The 13,682-nt window shown below is 68.2% G+C and carries 13 protein-coding genes; 9 read left to right on the top strand and 4 right to left on the bottom strand.

What is annotated here, in order from left to right:
• Together DT074_RS26290 and DT074_RS26285 are read right to left on the bottom strand one after the other, a co-directional pair.
• Positions 1–513: dienelactone hydrolase family protein (locus DT074_RS26290; RefSeq protein WP_162915257.1), on the bottom strand; the 513-nt coding region annotated here is incomplete at its 3' end.
• 11 nt (positions 514–524) lie between these two features.
• On the bottom strand, positions 525–1,712 hold the full coding sequence (locus tag DT074_RS26285; RefSeq protein WP_119422822.1) for an MFS transporter: 1,188 nt from the start codon (positions 1,710–1,712) through the stop codon (positions 525–527).
• A gap of 204 nt (positions 1,713–1,916) precedes the next feature.
• Here DT074_RS26285 and DT074_RS26280 point away from each other — a divergent pair, with 204 nt between their 5' ends.
• A complete protein-coding gene (locus tag DT074_RS26280; protein WP_119422820.1) occupies positions 1,917–2,768 on the top strand; it encodes an SMP-30/gluconolactonase/LRE family protein in 852 nt (283 codons plus the stop codon).
• On the opposite strand, the gene DT074_RS26275 is transcribed toward DT074_RS26280, so the two are convergent.
• Positions 2,761–3,969 carry an MFS transporter gene (locus tag DT074_RS26275; protein ID WP_119422819.1) on the bottom strand — a complete coding sequence of 403 codons (1,209 nt, stop codon included), beginning with the start codon at positions 3,967–3,969 and terminating at the stop codon, positions 2,761–2,763. The genes DT074_RS26280 and DT074_RS26275 overlap by 8 nt on opposite strands.
• A gap of 132 nt (positions 3,970–4,101) precedes the next feature.
• Here DT074_RS26275 and DT074_RS26270 point away from each other — a divergent pair, with 132 nt between their 5' ends.
• The 8 genes from DT074_RS26270 to DT074_RS26235 all read left to right on the top strand — a co-directional run bounded on the left by DT074_RS26270 (position 4,102) and on the right by DT074_RS26235 (position 13,196).
• The gene (locus DT074_RS26270; RefSeq protein WP_119422818.1) at positions 4,102–4,845 is read left to right on the top strand and encodes an SDR family NAD(P)-dependent oxidoreductase; all 744 of its coding nucleotides are present in this window, start codon (positions 4,102–4,104) and stop codon (positions 4,843–4,845) included.
• Between the two features lie 275 nt (positions 4,846–5,120).
• Complete coding sequence (locus DT074_RS26265) at positions 5,121–6,290, top strand: NADH:flavin oxidoreductase/NADH oxidase (protein ID WP_119422817.1); 1,170 nt, start codon at positions 5,121–5,123, stop codon at positions 6,288–6,290.
• The gene (locus DT074_RS26260) at positions 6,287–7,513 is read left to right on the top strand and encodes a CaiB/BaiF CoA transferase family protein (protein WP_119422816.1); all 1,227 of its coding nucleotides are present in this window, start codon (positions 6,287–6,289) and stop codon (positions 7,511–7,513) included. The genes DT074_RS26265 and DT074_RS26260 overlap by 4 nt, the downstream gene beginning before the upstream one ends.
• Positions 7,514–7,613: 100 nt before the next feature.
• The gene (locus DT074_RS26255) at positions 7,614–9,212 is read left to right on the top strand and encodes an ABC transporter substrate-binding protein (RefSeq protein ID WP_119422815.1); all 1,599 of its coding nucleotides are present in this window, start codon (positions 7,614–7,616) and stop codon (positions 9,210–9,212) included.
• Between the two features lie 92 nt (positions 9,213–9,304).
• Entirely contained in the window at positions 9,305–10,252 is a 948-nt protein-coding gene (locus DT074_RS26250) for an ABC transporter permease (RefSeq protein ID WP_119422814.1), read from the top strand.
• A gap of 18 nt (positions 10,253–10,270) precedes the next feature.
• On the top strand, positions 10,271–11,164 hold the full coding sequence (locus DT074_RS26245) for an ABC transporter permease (RefSeq protein ID WP_119422813.1): 894 nt from the start codon (positions 10,271–10,273) through the stop codon (positions 11,162–11,164).
• A 12-nt stretch (positions 11,165–11,176) separates the two neighbouring features.
• Positions 11,177–12,217: an ABC transporter ATP-binding protein gene (locus DT074_RS26240; RefSeq protein WP_119422812.1), complete on the top strand. Its 1,041-nt coding sequence runs from the start codon at positions 11,177–11,179 to the stop codon at positions 12,215–12,217.
• A gap of 13 nt (positions 12,218–12,230) precedes the next feature.
• Positions 12,231–13,196, top strand: a complete 966-nt coding sequence (locus tag DT074_RS26235) for an ABC transporter ATP-binding protein (protein WP_119422821.1) — start codon at positions 12,231–12,233, stop codon at positions 13,194–13,196.
• 55 nt (positions 13,197–13,251) lie between these two features.
• Here DT074_RS26235 and DT074_RS26230 read toward each other — a convergent pair.
• Positions 13,252–13,682 (bottom strand): transposase (locus tag DT074_RS26230; protein WP_162915256.1); only part of this gene is annotated, 431 nt, incomplete at its 5' end.

The raw sequence follows: 13,682 nt of genomic DNA, 5'->3' as shown, positions 1-13,682 counted from the left end.
GCGCGGGCGCTCGCCCAGCACGGCGCCGGCGAAGCGGCGGGCGGCGGCGGTCAGCACCGCGGCGCCGCCGCGGCTGTGGCCTTGCGCGCCGATCCGGTCGGCGTCGATCTCCGGCAGCGCGGCGACCACCTTGAGCGCCGCCAGCACGTCATAGGCGCTGGCGGCGAAGGAGAACTGCGTCTGGTTGGCGACGGTGGAGGTGACGCCGCGGCCGCTGAACGGGTCCAGCACGAAGGCGGCGATGCCCTGATCGGTCAGCGCTTCGGCATGCGCGAGGTGGTTCGGACCGACGGTCAGGCTGCCCGGCACCACCATGACCAGCGGCAGCTTGCTTTTCGCCCCCGGCGGCAGGAACAGCTGGCCGTCGATCGCGGCCTTCGGCATCTCGCCCGGCCGGCTGATCGCCTGGTGGTAGTTGAGCGGGTTGGCGCTGGCGATCTCGATCGCGCGGCCGGTCGCGCCGTTGCCGAAGGTGATCTTGCGATCGCGGAACCGCTCGGTGGCTTCGGCCATCGGCATCCTCCCTATTCCGCCGGCTGCGCGGCGAGCCGCGCGGTCGGCTTGTCGTACATCATCAGCTGCATCAACCCGGCCAGCAAACCGATCGAGACGCCGATCTGCCAGGCGAGGTCGTAGGAGCCGAGCGCATCGTAGATATAGCCGCCGCCCCAGGCGCCGAGAAAGGATCCGGTCTGGTGGCTGAGGAAGGCGACGCCGGTCAAGGTCGCGAGATAACGCAGGCCGAAGATCTGGACGACAAGTCCGTTGACCAGCGGGATGACGCCGAGCCAGAGCGTGCCCATGGTGATCGCGAACAGCACCACGGTGAGCGGCGTCGGCGGATACATGAAGAAGAGCGCGAGCGCGACCGAGCGTGAGATGTAGAGCCCGCCGAGCAGGAGGCGCTTCGGATAGCGATCGCCGAGCCAACCAAAGCCCCAGGAACTCAGGATGTTGAAGCCGCCGATCAGCGCCAGCACCACGGCGCCATAGCTCGCCTCCATGCCGCAGGCGACCAGATAGGTCGGCAGATGCGTGGTGAGGAAGACGAGTTGCAGGCCGCAGACGAAATAGGCGCAGGACATGACGATATAGCCGGGATGCCGCATGGCCTCGCCGAGTGCCGCGGTGGTCGTCAGGCCCTTGTCCTGCGGCAGGCCGGTGGGCAGCTTGTCGGCGCGGCTGCCCATCAGCGCGGCCGGCAGCATGGCGAGCCCCAGCACGACGAAGGCCCAGAGCGCCGCGCGCCATCCTTCCGTGCCGATGATGTAGGCGGCGAGCGGCGCGGTCAGCAGGCTGCCGACCGAGCCGGCGGCGGAGACGATGCCGAAGGCGAGCGTGCGCCGGCCCGGCACCACCACGCGGGCGGCGATGCTGGCCGTCACCGCCGAGGTGGTGCAGGAGAGCGCAAAGCCGATCAGCAGGCCGGCGCCGATGACGATGGCCAGCGCGCCGGTCGCCGTCGCGGTCAGCAGCAATCCGGCGACGAACAGGGCGCAGCCGGAAAGCGTGACCCAGCGCGTGCCGTAGCGGTCGGTCAGAATGCCGGCGATCGGCTGGCTGACGCCCCAGGCCACCTGCTGCACCGAGATGGCGAGCGCGAAATCGGCGATGGCGATGCCGAGGTCCTGCGATGCCGGGGTCTGGAACAGGCCCAGATTCTGCCGCATGCCCATGGCGAGCGTCATCATCAGGGCGGCGCCGCCCAGCATGATCTGCGCCTCGCCGCGCGTGACCAGCGATGTGTGAAACGCTTCCTTCTCGGCCGGCAACGACATTGCGGCTGCTTCCTCCCACCCTTTGGGGCGAGATTATACGCACGGGATTCGTTGTTCACCCATGCCGTCGCCGGGCGGCTGGCCTGCACGGCGCCCCGCCGCGTGGCATGATGCGGGGAGAAAAAACCGGAGGAAACCATGCAACAGCTCGCCACCGGCTATGGCCTGATCGAAGGCCCGGTCTGGGACCCGGCCAAGGGGCTCTATTTCAGCGACGTGATGGGCGGCGGCGTGTTCCTGCTCGACCGGCAGGACAAGGTCACCCGGGTGGTGGAGAAGCGGCGCGGCATCGGCGGCATGGCGCTGCACGCGGCCGGCGGGCTGGTGGTCGGCGGGCGCGACATCGCCTTCGTCAACTTGGCGGACCAGTCGACCCAGGTGCTGCTGTCGAGCGACGTCACGCCGGAAGCGGTCGGCTTCAACGACCTGACCACGGACAAGGCCGGGCGCGTCTATGTCGGCTCGCTCGCCTACAAGGTGTTCGGTGGCGATCCGCCCAGGCCCGGCCATCTGCACGTGATCGACCTCGACGGCTCGGTCCGCACCATCTCCGACGGCATCATGCTGACCAACGGCCTTGGCTTCTCGCCGGACGGACGCCGGCTCTATCACTCGGATGCGCGCGGCGGCATGGTGCGGGTCTACGACGTGAAGGCCGACGGCGCGGTCGGGCCGTGGCGGAAATTCGTCAGCCTGGGCGAGAACGGCGTTGCCGATGGCCTGAAGGTGGCAGCCGACGGCTCGGTCTGGGTCGCCGATGCGCATGGCGGCCGGGTCGCCGTGTTCGGCGCCGACGGCCGGCACATCCGCGACGTGAAAGTGCCGCTGCCGATGGTGACCAGCCTCTGCTTCGGCGGCGACGACCTGCAGGACCTCTACATCGTCACCGGCTCGCGCGGCGGGCCGGCTGAGAATTGCGGCACCGTCTTCCGCACGCGGTCGGATGTCGCCGGCTTGCCGCTCGCGCCGGCCCGCGTCGCGCTCAAGTGACGCGGCGCTGGCGCGGCAGGGTCAGCGCGATGGCGATGCCGATCAGGTTGCCGCCGCCGGCCAGCATCATCGCGGCGCGATAGCCGCCGGTCTGGTCGAACAGCCAGCCGGCCACCACCGGCAAGCTGATCGCGGCGAGGCCCCAGGCGATGTAGAGCCGGCTGGCGATGCGGCCGAAGGCGTTGACATGCCAGTAGAAGGCGACCGCCGCGGCGGTGGAGCCGGAGATGAAGCCATAGCCCATGCCGACCAGCGACAAGGTGGCGACGGCGACCAGCGGCCCGGGCCAGAGCGTGAGCCCGATGGCGCCGGCCAGCGCCACCACATGCGCGGCCGCCATGATGTAGGGCACGGCGAACTTGTCGGCGAGCCAGCCGCCGCCGATGCGCGCCGCGGTGATGCAGCCGGTGATCCAGGTGGTGGCGAAGAGGGCCAGCGCCGTGGTGCCGCCATAGGCGGCGATCATCCCGGCGGCCTGGCTGAGCACGGTCAGCCCGGCCGCGGCGGCGAGCAGGAAGACGGCGGCGATCTGCCAGAACACCAGGCCATAGCGTTCCGGCGTCTCCGCCTCGGCGGCGGCACTCGGCGCGGCTTTCAGCGTCATGCCGGAATGAATCACCAGAAGCACGGCGGCGAGCCCGGCCAGCGCGATGGCGATGGCCAGCGCCCCCATCGTGCCGCGCACGCCGAACAGGCCGAGGCCGAGGCCGAACAGCGGCGCGGCGATCATCGCGCCGGCGGGATAGAGGCTGACGACATAGCCGTTGATCAGGCCGCGATGCGACCGGACCATCACGTTCACGCCCTGCTGCACGATGATATAGGCGGCGCCGCCGCCGAGCCCGAACAGCACGCTGTAGCCGAGCGCGAGTTGCACGACGCCGCCCGCGGTCGCGGCGAGCGCGGTGCCGATCGCGCCGGCCGCCGCACAGCCCGCCACCAGCACCGACGCGGAGGCGAGGCGGAACAGATAGGGCGCCACGTTCATGCCGAGCGTGAAGAAGATGGTCGCCAGGCCGAACACGAAGGAGAGCTCGGCCCGGGTGACGTCGAGCAGCGTCTCGAGCGGCTTCAGGAACACGCTGAAGGCATAGAGCGAGCCGAACGGCAGGTTGATCACCGTCGAGGCGGTGAGCGCGGCCCAGAAGCGTTGCGGCGCCGCCGCGGTGGACTGGCCCTGAAGCGAGGTCGAGGCTGACAAGAAAGGTTTCCGCCCTGGCGATATGCGATGCCTTCGCAGGGCACCGTTGCAGCGGCGAGCCTAGGCAGCTTGCGGATGAGCCGGCAAGCTGCGAAGCAGCATGCCTCGTATCCGAAAGCGGGAGGAAACAAGATGGCGAACCTGTTCGACCTGACGGGCAAGGTGGCGCTGGTGACCGGCGGCAGCCGCGGCCTCGGCTACCAGATGGTCAAGGCCTTCGCCGCGCACGGCGCCGACGTGATCGTCACCAGCCGCAAGGCGGAGAACTGCAAGAAGGTGGCGGCCGAGGTGGAGGCGATGGGCCGCCGCGCCTTGGCCTATGGCTGCAACGTGGCGCGCTGGAGCGAGCTCGACGGCCTGGTCGACGCCGCCTACCGCGCCTTCGGCAAGGTCGACATCCTGGTCAACAATGCGGGCTCCTCGCCGCTGGCGCCGTCCTCGCTCGAGACCAGCGAGGAGCTGTTCGACCGCGTGCTGTCGCTCAACTTCAAGGGGCCGTTCCGGCTCTCCGCCCTGGTCGGCAGCCGCATGGCGGCGGGCGAGGGCGGTTGCATCATCAACCTCTCCTCCGCCGGCGCGCTGCGCCCGCGGCCGGAAATCGCGCCCTATGCCGGCGCCAAGGCGGCGATCAACGCGCTCACCACCGCCTTCGCCTTCGAATACGGGCCGAAAGTGCGCGTCAACACCATCTCGCCCGGCCGCTTCCTCACCGACGTGTCGAATGCCTGGTCGGAGGAGGCGAAGCAGAACAAGGGCGCGGCGCTGAAGCGGAGCGGCAGGCCGGAGGAGATCGTCACCGCCGCGCTCTACCTCGCCAGCCCGCATTCCGGCTTCACCACCGGCTCGGTCATCCAGGTCGATGGCGGTCTTCCCTGACGCGGCGACAATCCCGCAGGAAGCCCTCTCTGCCCTTAGGGCGGAGAGGGTTTGGGAGAGGTGGGCGCGCCGCTTCTTGGCGAAATGCGCCTGTGTGCAACGCATCCGTGATTGCGCTTATTTCCTGACCGCATCCTCCCCACCTCTCCCAACCCTCTCCCCCCTCTTCGAGGGCGGAGAGGGCTTTGCTCAAGCATGTGATGTCTGGAGCCGCGGCAATTCCGTTCGGGGCGGTGACAGGCTAGCCTCAGGCCAAAGACCAGGAGGAAATCCCAATGGCGGGGCCGTTGCTGTTCCAGCCGATCCAGTTGCGCGACATCACGCTCAAGAACCGCGTGGTGGTGGCGCCGATGCACCAGTATTCCGGCGTCAACGGCTATCCGACCGACTGGCACCTGATGAATGCCGGCAAGTTCGCCGCCGGCGGCGCCGGCCTCGTCATCGTGGAATCGACCAAGGTGGACCGGCGCGGCTGCGGCACGGTCGGCGACCTCGGCCTGTGGAAGGACGATTTCGTGCCGCATTTCGCGCGGCTGGTCGATTTCATCCGCGCGCATGGCGCGGTGCCGGGCATCCAGCTCGGCCATTCCGGGCGCAAGGCGCGGCTGAGCCGGCCCTGGGAAGGCGGCGTGCCGCTGAAGCCCGGGCCGGACATTCCCGATTTCGCCGACTGGGAGCTGGTGGCGCCGAGCGCCCTGGCCTCGAGCGAGGGCGAGCCGGAGCCGCGCGCGCTCTCCAACGCAGAGGTGAAGCAGCTGGTCGAGGCCTGGGGCCAGGCGGCGCGCCGCGCCCACGAAGCCGGCTTCGACGTGCTGGAGATCCACGGTGCGCATGGCTACCTGATCCACCAGTTCCTGTCGCCGCGCGCCAATGTGCGGAACGACGAATATGGCGGCAGCGAGCTGAACCGCATGCGCTTCGCCGTCGAGGTGACGGAGGCGGTGCGCGCGCAATGGCCGGCGCATAAGCCGCTGTTCCTGCGCCTCTCGGTGCAGGACGATGCCGGCTGGGGCCCGGACGAGAGCGTGCGGCTCGCCCGCATCGTCAAGGACAAGGGCGTCGACGTGATCGACTGCTCTTCCGGCGGCATGCTCGGGCGACCGGTGGTCAGCGCTGGCCCGGTCGGCTACGGCTACCAGGTGCCCTATGCCGACAAGATCCGCCGCGAGGCGGGGATCATGAGCATGGCGGTCGGTCTGATCGTGCATGCCGACCAGGCCGAGGCGATCCTGCAGAACGGTCAGGCCGACCTGATCGCCCTGGCGCGCGAGATCCTCTACAACCCAAACTGGCCGATGGATGCGGCGCAGAAGCTCGGGGTCGACAAGCAGTTCGCGATGGTGCCGCCGCCTTACGCCTATTGGCTCGCCAAGCGGGCCAGCGCCTCGAAGACGGTCACGCCGTCCACCTTCCGCACCGGGATCGAGGAGAGCGCGCGGCAATGAGCGAGGATGCTGCGCCCGGCGAGCCGCTCCCTCTCGCCGGCATCCGCGTGCTGGATGTCGGCTCCTTCATCGCCGCGCCGGCGGCGGCGACCGCGATGGGCGATTGGGGCGCCGACGTCATCAAGGTGGAGCCGCCCGGCGCCGGCGATCCCTATCGGGTGAACTGGAAGAACCCGAACTACCCGCAGGCGAAGGTCAACTTCCCCTGGGCGATGGACGGCCGCAACAAGCGCTCCATCGCGCTCGACCTCAAGCACCCGGACGGCCGCGCCGCGCTCGACCGGCTGATCGCCGGCGCCGACGTGATGATCGTGAACTTCCCCAAGCCGGCGCGCGAGCGGCTCCGGCTCGACTGGCCGCAGGTGGAGCCGGTCAACCCGCGCCTGATCTACGCCTCGCTGACCGGCTATGGCGAGACCGGGCCGGAAGCGGCGACGCCGGGCTTCGACAACAACGCCTATTTCGCCCGTGCCGGCATCCTGGAGGCGCTCGGCTACGAAGGCGGGCCGCCCGGCTTCTCGCTGCCGGCGCAGGGCGACCGGGCGACGGCGATGACCTTGCTCTCGGCCATCATGATCGCGCTCTACCGGCGCGAGCGCACCGGCAAGGGCGGCTGGGTCGGCACCTCGCTCTATGCCAACGGCGCCTGGTCGAACGCGGCGCTGGTCGCCGGCGCCCTGGTCGGCGCGACCCGTTGCCCCGCGCCGCCGCGCGAGCGGCCGCGCAGCGCCCTGCTCAATCCCTATCGCGCCGCCGATGGGCGGTGGTTCACCGTGGTGGTGGCGCCGGAGGCGCGCAGCTGGCCGATCTTCTGCCGCGCCATCGGCCGGGCCGACCTGCTGGAGGACCCGCGCTTCGCCGAAGCCTTGCCCCGCCGCCAGAACGCCGCCGCGCTGGTGGCCGAGCTCGACCGGGTGTTCGCCGCCCATCCCTGGGCCCATTGGCGCGCGGCTTTCGTCGCCGCCGGCGTGCCGGCCGCGCCGATCAATCATGTCAGCGAGGTGGTCGAGGACGAGCAGGCCGAGCATGCCGGCATCTTCCTCGCCACCGAGGCGCCCGACGTGCCGCGCACGGTGGCGAGCCCGGTCCGCCTCGGTTTCGCGACCATGCGCAAGGCCGGCCGGGCGCCGGAGCTTGGCGCCCATACCGAGGCGATCCTGCGCGAGGCCGGGCTGGACGACGCGGCCATTGCGGCACTGCAGCGATCCGGGGCACTGGGCTGAACCAGCCGGCCGGAAGAATCTCGTATGTGATGCACGGAGGTGGTTGCGTCGGCGACCGATAATCGTTCAAATCGGGGCAACAACAAGGGAGGACACGGGAATGAGAGGCTCATACCCGCGCGCCGTCGCGCTTGCGGCCATCGTCATCGGAAGCTTTGCCGCCTCGTCGGCCATCGCCCAGAAATCGGGCGGCACGCTCAAGATCAGCCATCGCGACACGCCGCCGAGCGTCTCGATGCACGAGGAGGCGACGGTTTCGGTCGCTGCCCCGATGATGGCGGTGTTCAACAACCTCGTCGTCTACGACCAGCACAAGCCGATCAACAGCACCGAGACGATCGTGCCGGAGCTGGCCGAATCCTGGTCGTGGAGCCAGGACGCCAAGGTGCTGACCTTCCAGCTGCGCCAGGGCGTGCAGTGGCATGACGGCAAGCCCTTCACCGCCGAGGACGTGAAGTGCACCTGGGACCTGCTGACCGAGAAGTCGAAGCAGAAGTTCCGCAAGAACCCGCGCGAGACCTGGTACACCAACCTGAAGGACGTGAAGGTCGACGGGCCGCATCAGGTGAGCTTCCATCTCGGCCGGCCGCAGCCGGGCATCCTTGCGATGCTCGCCGCGGGCTATTCGCCGGTCTATCCCTGCCATGTCTCGCCGGCGCAGATGCGCACCAAGCCGATCGGCACCGGCCCGTTCAAGTTCGTCGAGTTCAAGCAGAACGAATTCATCAAGCTCGCCAAGAACCCGAACTACTGGAAGCAGGGCAAGCCCTATCTGGACGCGATCGAGTGGACCATCGTGCGCAGCCGCTCGACCCGCATCCTCGGTTTTGTCGCCGGCGAGTTCCACATGACCTTCCCGGTCGACATCACCGTGCCGCTGCTCAAGGACATCACCTCGCAGCGGCCGCAGGCGACCTGCGAGCTGCAGCCGACCAACGTTTCGGTCAACCTGCTGGTCAACCGCGACGCGCCGCCCTTCGACAATGCGAAGATCCGGCGCGCCATGCTGCTGACCATGGACCGCAAGGCCTTCATCGACATCCTGAGCGAAGGCAAGAACGACATGGGCGGCGCGCTGCTGCCGCCGCCGGAGGGCCAGTGGGGCCTGCCGCCGGAGCGGCTCGCCAAGCTGCCCGGCTATGGCGGCGACATGGCGAAGAACCGCAACGAGGCCCGCAAGCTGATGCAGGAAGCCGGCTATGGCCCGAACAAGCGCCTCGCCGTCAAGGTCTCGACCCGCAACATCGAAGTCTATCGCGACCCGGCGGTGATCCTGATCGACCATCTGAAGGAGATCTATATCGACGCCGAGCTCGACATCATCGACACCAGCCAGTGGTACGGCCGCATCGCGCGCAAGGAATATGCCGTCGGCCTGAACCTGACCGGATCGTCGGTCGACGAACCGGACGCCTATTTCTTCGAGAACTACGCGTGTGCGTCGGAGCGCAACTACACCAAGTACTGCAACGCCGATCTCGAGAAGAAGATGGTGGCGCAGTCGCAGGAGCTCGACGTGAAGAAGCGTCAGAAGATGGTCTGGGACATCGACGAGCAGCTCCAGCTCGACGGCGCCCGCCCGATCATCAGCCACGGCCGCGCGGCGACCTGCTGGCAGCCGGAGGTGAAGAACGTCACCATGCACCGGAACAGCATCTATAACGGCTGGCGCTGGGACGACATCTGGCTCGACAAGTAAGGACAGGCCCGCCGGCCGGCGTCATCGCCGGCCGGCGGGGTCTCTGATCGAGTTCGTTTTCGGCCGCGTTTCGGCGCCGGGGAGCTCCGAATTTGGCATCGTACCTGGTCAAGCGCCTGCTCTTGATGCTCCTGACCTTGTTCGGGATGTCGGTGCTCATCTTTGTCATGCTGCGCCTCGTGCCCGGCAATATCGCCGACATCGTGTTCGAGGCGGCCGGCATGATCGACGACGCCGACAAGGCGCAGATCGAGGCCGAGCTCGGCCTCGATCAGCCGATCATCGTTCAGTATCTCCAGTGGATCGGCGGGCTCGTGCAGGGCGACCTCGGCTTCTCCTACGTTTCGGAAAAGCCGACCATCGAGGAGATCGGCCCGCGCATTCCGATCACCGCCAAGCTCGCACTGATGGCGCTGATCTTCTCCATCGTCCTCGGCCTGCCGCTCGGCGTGATCAGCGCGGTGCGCCAGAACACCAAGCTCGACTACGCGCTGCGCGTGATCAGCCTGAGCGGGCTGTCGCTGCCGTCCTTCTGGCTGGCGCTGCTGATCCTGATGTTCTGCGTGCAGTATTTCGGCACCATCCCGATCTACACGCGACCGCCCGATACGCTCTGGGATGAGCTGCTGCTCTACAGCATACCGGCCGCCGCGGTGGGGTTCCGAAGTTCGGCCCTGATCATGCGCCTCACGCGCTCCTCCATGCTGGAGGTGCTGCGGCAGGACTACATCCGCACCGCGCGGGCCATGGGGGCCTCCAACACCTCGGTCAACTACTATCACGCGCTGAAGAACGCGGTGCTGCCGGTGACCACCATCATCGGCATCGAGGCGGCCTTCCTGATCGGCGGCCTGATCGTGACCGAGACGGTGTTCAACATTCCCGGCGTCGCGCGCTTCCTGGTCGAGGCGATCCTGTGGCGCGACTATCCGATCGTGCAGAACCTGGTGATGTTCATCGCGCTTGTCGTCGTGGTGGTGAATTTTCTGGTCGACCTGCTCTACGTGGTGCTCGACCCCCGCATCAAATATGCGGATTGAGGACGGAAGGAACGTCGCATGACGACCGTCGACCACAGCGCAGAGCTTGCCAGGGCCGGGGCCAACGTCACCGGCTGGGCCAGCCGCACGCTGTTCCTCGCCAATCGCTATCCGCTCGGTGCCTTCGGCGCGGTGATCGTGATCCTGTTCGTCTTCGCCGCGATCTTCGCCGACGTCATCACCCCGGTCGATCCGACTTCAACCAATCCGGCGAAATCGCTGATGGCGCCGGGCGGCCAAGCCCTGATGGGCGCCGATTTCATGGGCCGCGACATGTACAGCCGCGTGGTGCACGGTGCGCGCATCTCGCTCGCCGTCGGCCTCGGCTCGACCGCGCTCGGCTGCCTGATCGGCGTGATCATCGGGCTCGCCTCGGGCTATCTGCTCGGCTGGTTCGACCTGCTGGTGCAGCGCGTGATCGACATCATGCAGGCGCTGCCGCTGCTGGTGATGGCGCTGGTCATGGCGGCGTCGCTCGGGCCGTCGCTCGAGAACACCATCATCGCCATCTCGATCCCGCTGATCCCCAACGTCGCGCGCGTCATCCGCTCCAATACATTGGCGATCCGCGAGCTGCCCTATGTCGAGGCGGCGCGGGCCCAGGGCATGAGTGAAGTCCGCATCGCCGTCTTCCACGTGCTGCCCAACACGCTGGCGCCGCTGATCGTGCTCGCCACCGCCCAGCTCGGCGCCGCCATCCTGACCGAGGCCTCGCTCTCCTTCCTCGGCCTCGGCATCCCGGAGCCGCATCCCTCCTGGGGCCGCATGCTGTCGGAATCCGCCGCCGAGTATGTCCGCACCGCGCCGTGGCTCGTGATCTTCCCCGGGCTTGCCATCAGCCTGGTCGTGTTCGGCACCAATCTTCTGGGCGATGCTGTGCGCGACCTGCTCGACCCGCGCCAGCGCAGCTGATCGATGAGCCCGATGACCGCCCAGATTGCCGAGAAAGTCGAAGCCGCGCCTCGCCGCCGCAGCATCGGCGAAGTCGTACTGACGGTCGATGATTTGCAGACCGTGTTCTATACGCGCGCCGGCATGGTGCGGGCGGTCGACCGCGTGTCGTTCGCGCTAAAGGCCGGCGAGACGCTGGCGATCGTGGGCGAGTCCGGTTGCGGCAAGAGCATCACCGCGCTTTCCCTGCTGCGCCTGATTCCCGATCCGCCGGGCCGCATCGTCGGCGGCAAGGTCGTCCTGGAAGGCACCGACCTGCTTTCCCTGAGCGAACCGGCGATGCGCAAGGTGCGCGGCAACCGCGTCTCCATGATCTTCCAGGAGCCGATGACCTCGCTCAACCCGGTGCTCACAGTCGGCCGGCAGATCAGCCAGGCGCTGATGATGCACCAGGGCATGAGCAAGGCGGCCGCGATGGAGCGCGCGGTCGAGATGCTGCGCCTGGTCAAGGTGCCGGAGCCGGCCCAGCGGGTGAAGGAATATCCGCACCAGCTTTCCGGCGGCATGCGCCAGCGCGTGATGATCGCCATGGCGCTTTCGTGCAATCCCAGGGTGCTGATCGCCGACGAGCCGACCACCGCTCTCGACGTCACCATCCAGGCGCAGATCCTGGACCTGATCCTCGAGCTGCAGAACCAGCTCGGCACCGCGGTGATCCTGATCACCCACGACCTCGGCGTGGTGGCGGAGACGGCGCAGCGCGTCATCGTGATGTATGCGGGGCGCAAGGTGGAGGAGGCGACGGTCGAGGAGCTGTTCGCGCGCCCGCTGCATCCCTATACGCGCGGCCTGATGGCCTCGATCCCCAGGCTCGGCCTGATGCGCAACCAGACGGTAGAGACCGGCCGCCTGCAGGAGATTCCGGGCATGGTGCCGCCGCTCTTCGACCTGCCCGCCGGCTGCGCCTATGCGCCGCGCTGCGCGCTGGCCGACGACCGGTGCCGCGCGGAGTACCCGCCCTTCGAGGAGAAGCGCGACGCCCATTGGGCTGCGTGCTGGCATGCCGGTGAGTGAAATGCAGGTCGCCATGTCAGCGCCCGTCGTCGAAGTCCGCGACCTGAAGAAGCACTTCCCGATCAGGAAGGGGCTGCTGCGCCGGACCGTCGGCAATGTCTTCGCCGTCGACGGCGTCAGCTTCTCGATCCAGCCCGGCGAGACGCTCGGCCTGGTCGGCGAATCCGGCTGCGGCAAGACCACGGTGGGGCGGACGGTGCTGCGCCTGGTCGAGCCGACCGGCGGCTCGATCATGGTGCGCGGCGAGGACATCACGCATCTCGGCAAGAAGGCGCTGCGCCCCTATCGCCGCGAGATGCAGATCGTGTTCCAGGACCCGTTCTCCTCGCTCAACCCGCGCATGCGGGCCGGCACCATCGTCGGCGAGCCGCTGAAGATCCACGGCATCGCCGATGGCGCCGAGCGCGAACGCATGGTGGCGCGCCTGTTCGACCGCGTGGGCCTGCGCGCCCAGCAGATGAAGAACTTCCCGCACGAATTCTCCGGCGGGCAGCGCCAGCGCATCTCGATCGCCCGGGCATTGGCGCTGAATCCCAAGCTGATCGTGGCCGACGAGCCGGTCTCGGCGCTCGACGTGTCGATCCAGGCCCAGGTCATCAACCTGATGATGGACCTGCAGCGCGAGGAAGGCCTCGCCTATCTCTTCATCTCGCACAATCTCGCCGTGGTGGAGCACATCAGCCACCGCATCGCGGTGATGTATCTCGGCCGCATCGTCGAGTATGCCGACAAGGTGACGCTCTTCACCCGGCCGCAGCACCCCTATACCGAGGCGCTGCTCTCCGCCGTGCCGGTGCCCGACCCGGCGCTGAAGCGCAACAAGCACATGGTGGAAGGCGACGTGCCGAGCCCGGTGCGCCCGCCGCCGGGCTGCCATTTCCACACCCGCTGCCCCTACGCGATCGACCGCTGCCGCGTCGAATCCCCGCCGCTGAAGGACGTGGGCGACGGCCAGCTGGTGGCCTGTCATTTGCGGTGACAAGCAGAAGCCCTCTCCGCCCTCGAAGAGGGGGGAGAGCGACTGTGTGTGAGTGTCAAGCTTTGGCTTGGGCATTTTGGTAGTGCCTGGCGAGGATAGCGTTGAGATGGACGACGATCTTTCGCATGCAGGCGACGATGGCGACCTTTTTGGGCTTTCCGCGTTCGATGAGGCCGCGGTGGAAGGCGCGAATGGTCTGATCGGATCGGATGGCGGCGAGGGTTGCCATGTAGAGGGTGGCTCGGATGCCGGCCCTTCCGCCCCAGATCATGCGGCGTCCCCGGAGGGTGCCGCTGTCGCGGGCATAGGGAGCGAGGCCGACCAGGGCGGCGATCTTCTTGCCGGAGGTGCGGCCAAGCTCGGGCAGTTCGGCGACCAGGGTGCGGGCGGTGACCTTGCCGATGCCGGGCTGGCTCTCGAGCAGGTCGACGACATCACGCCAGATCGGGCTCTGGCGGATGGCATCGTCGAGATCGCGGTCGAGGC

This window comes from Desertibaculum subflavum (genome assembly GCA_003576705.1).
GTDB lineage: Bacteria > Pseudomonadota > Alphaproteobacteria > Ferrovibrionales > Ferrovibrionaceae > Desertibaculum > Desertibaculum subflavum.
This window is presented reverse-complemented; position numbering and strand designations above follow the sequence as displayed.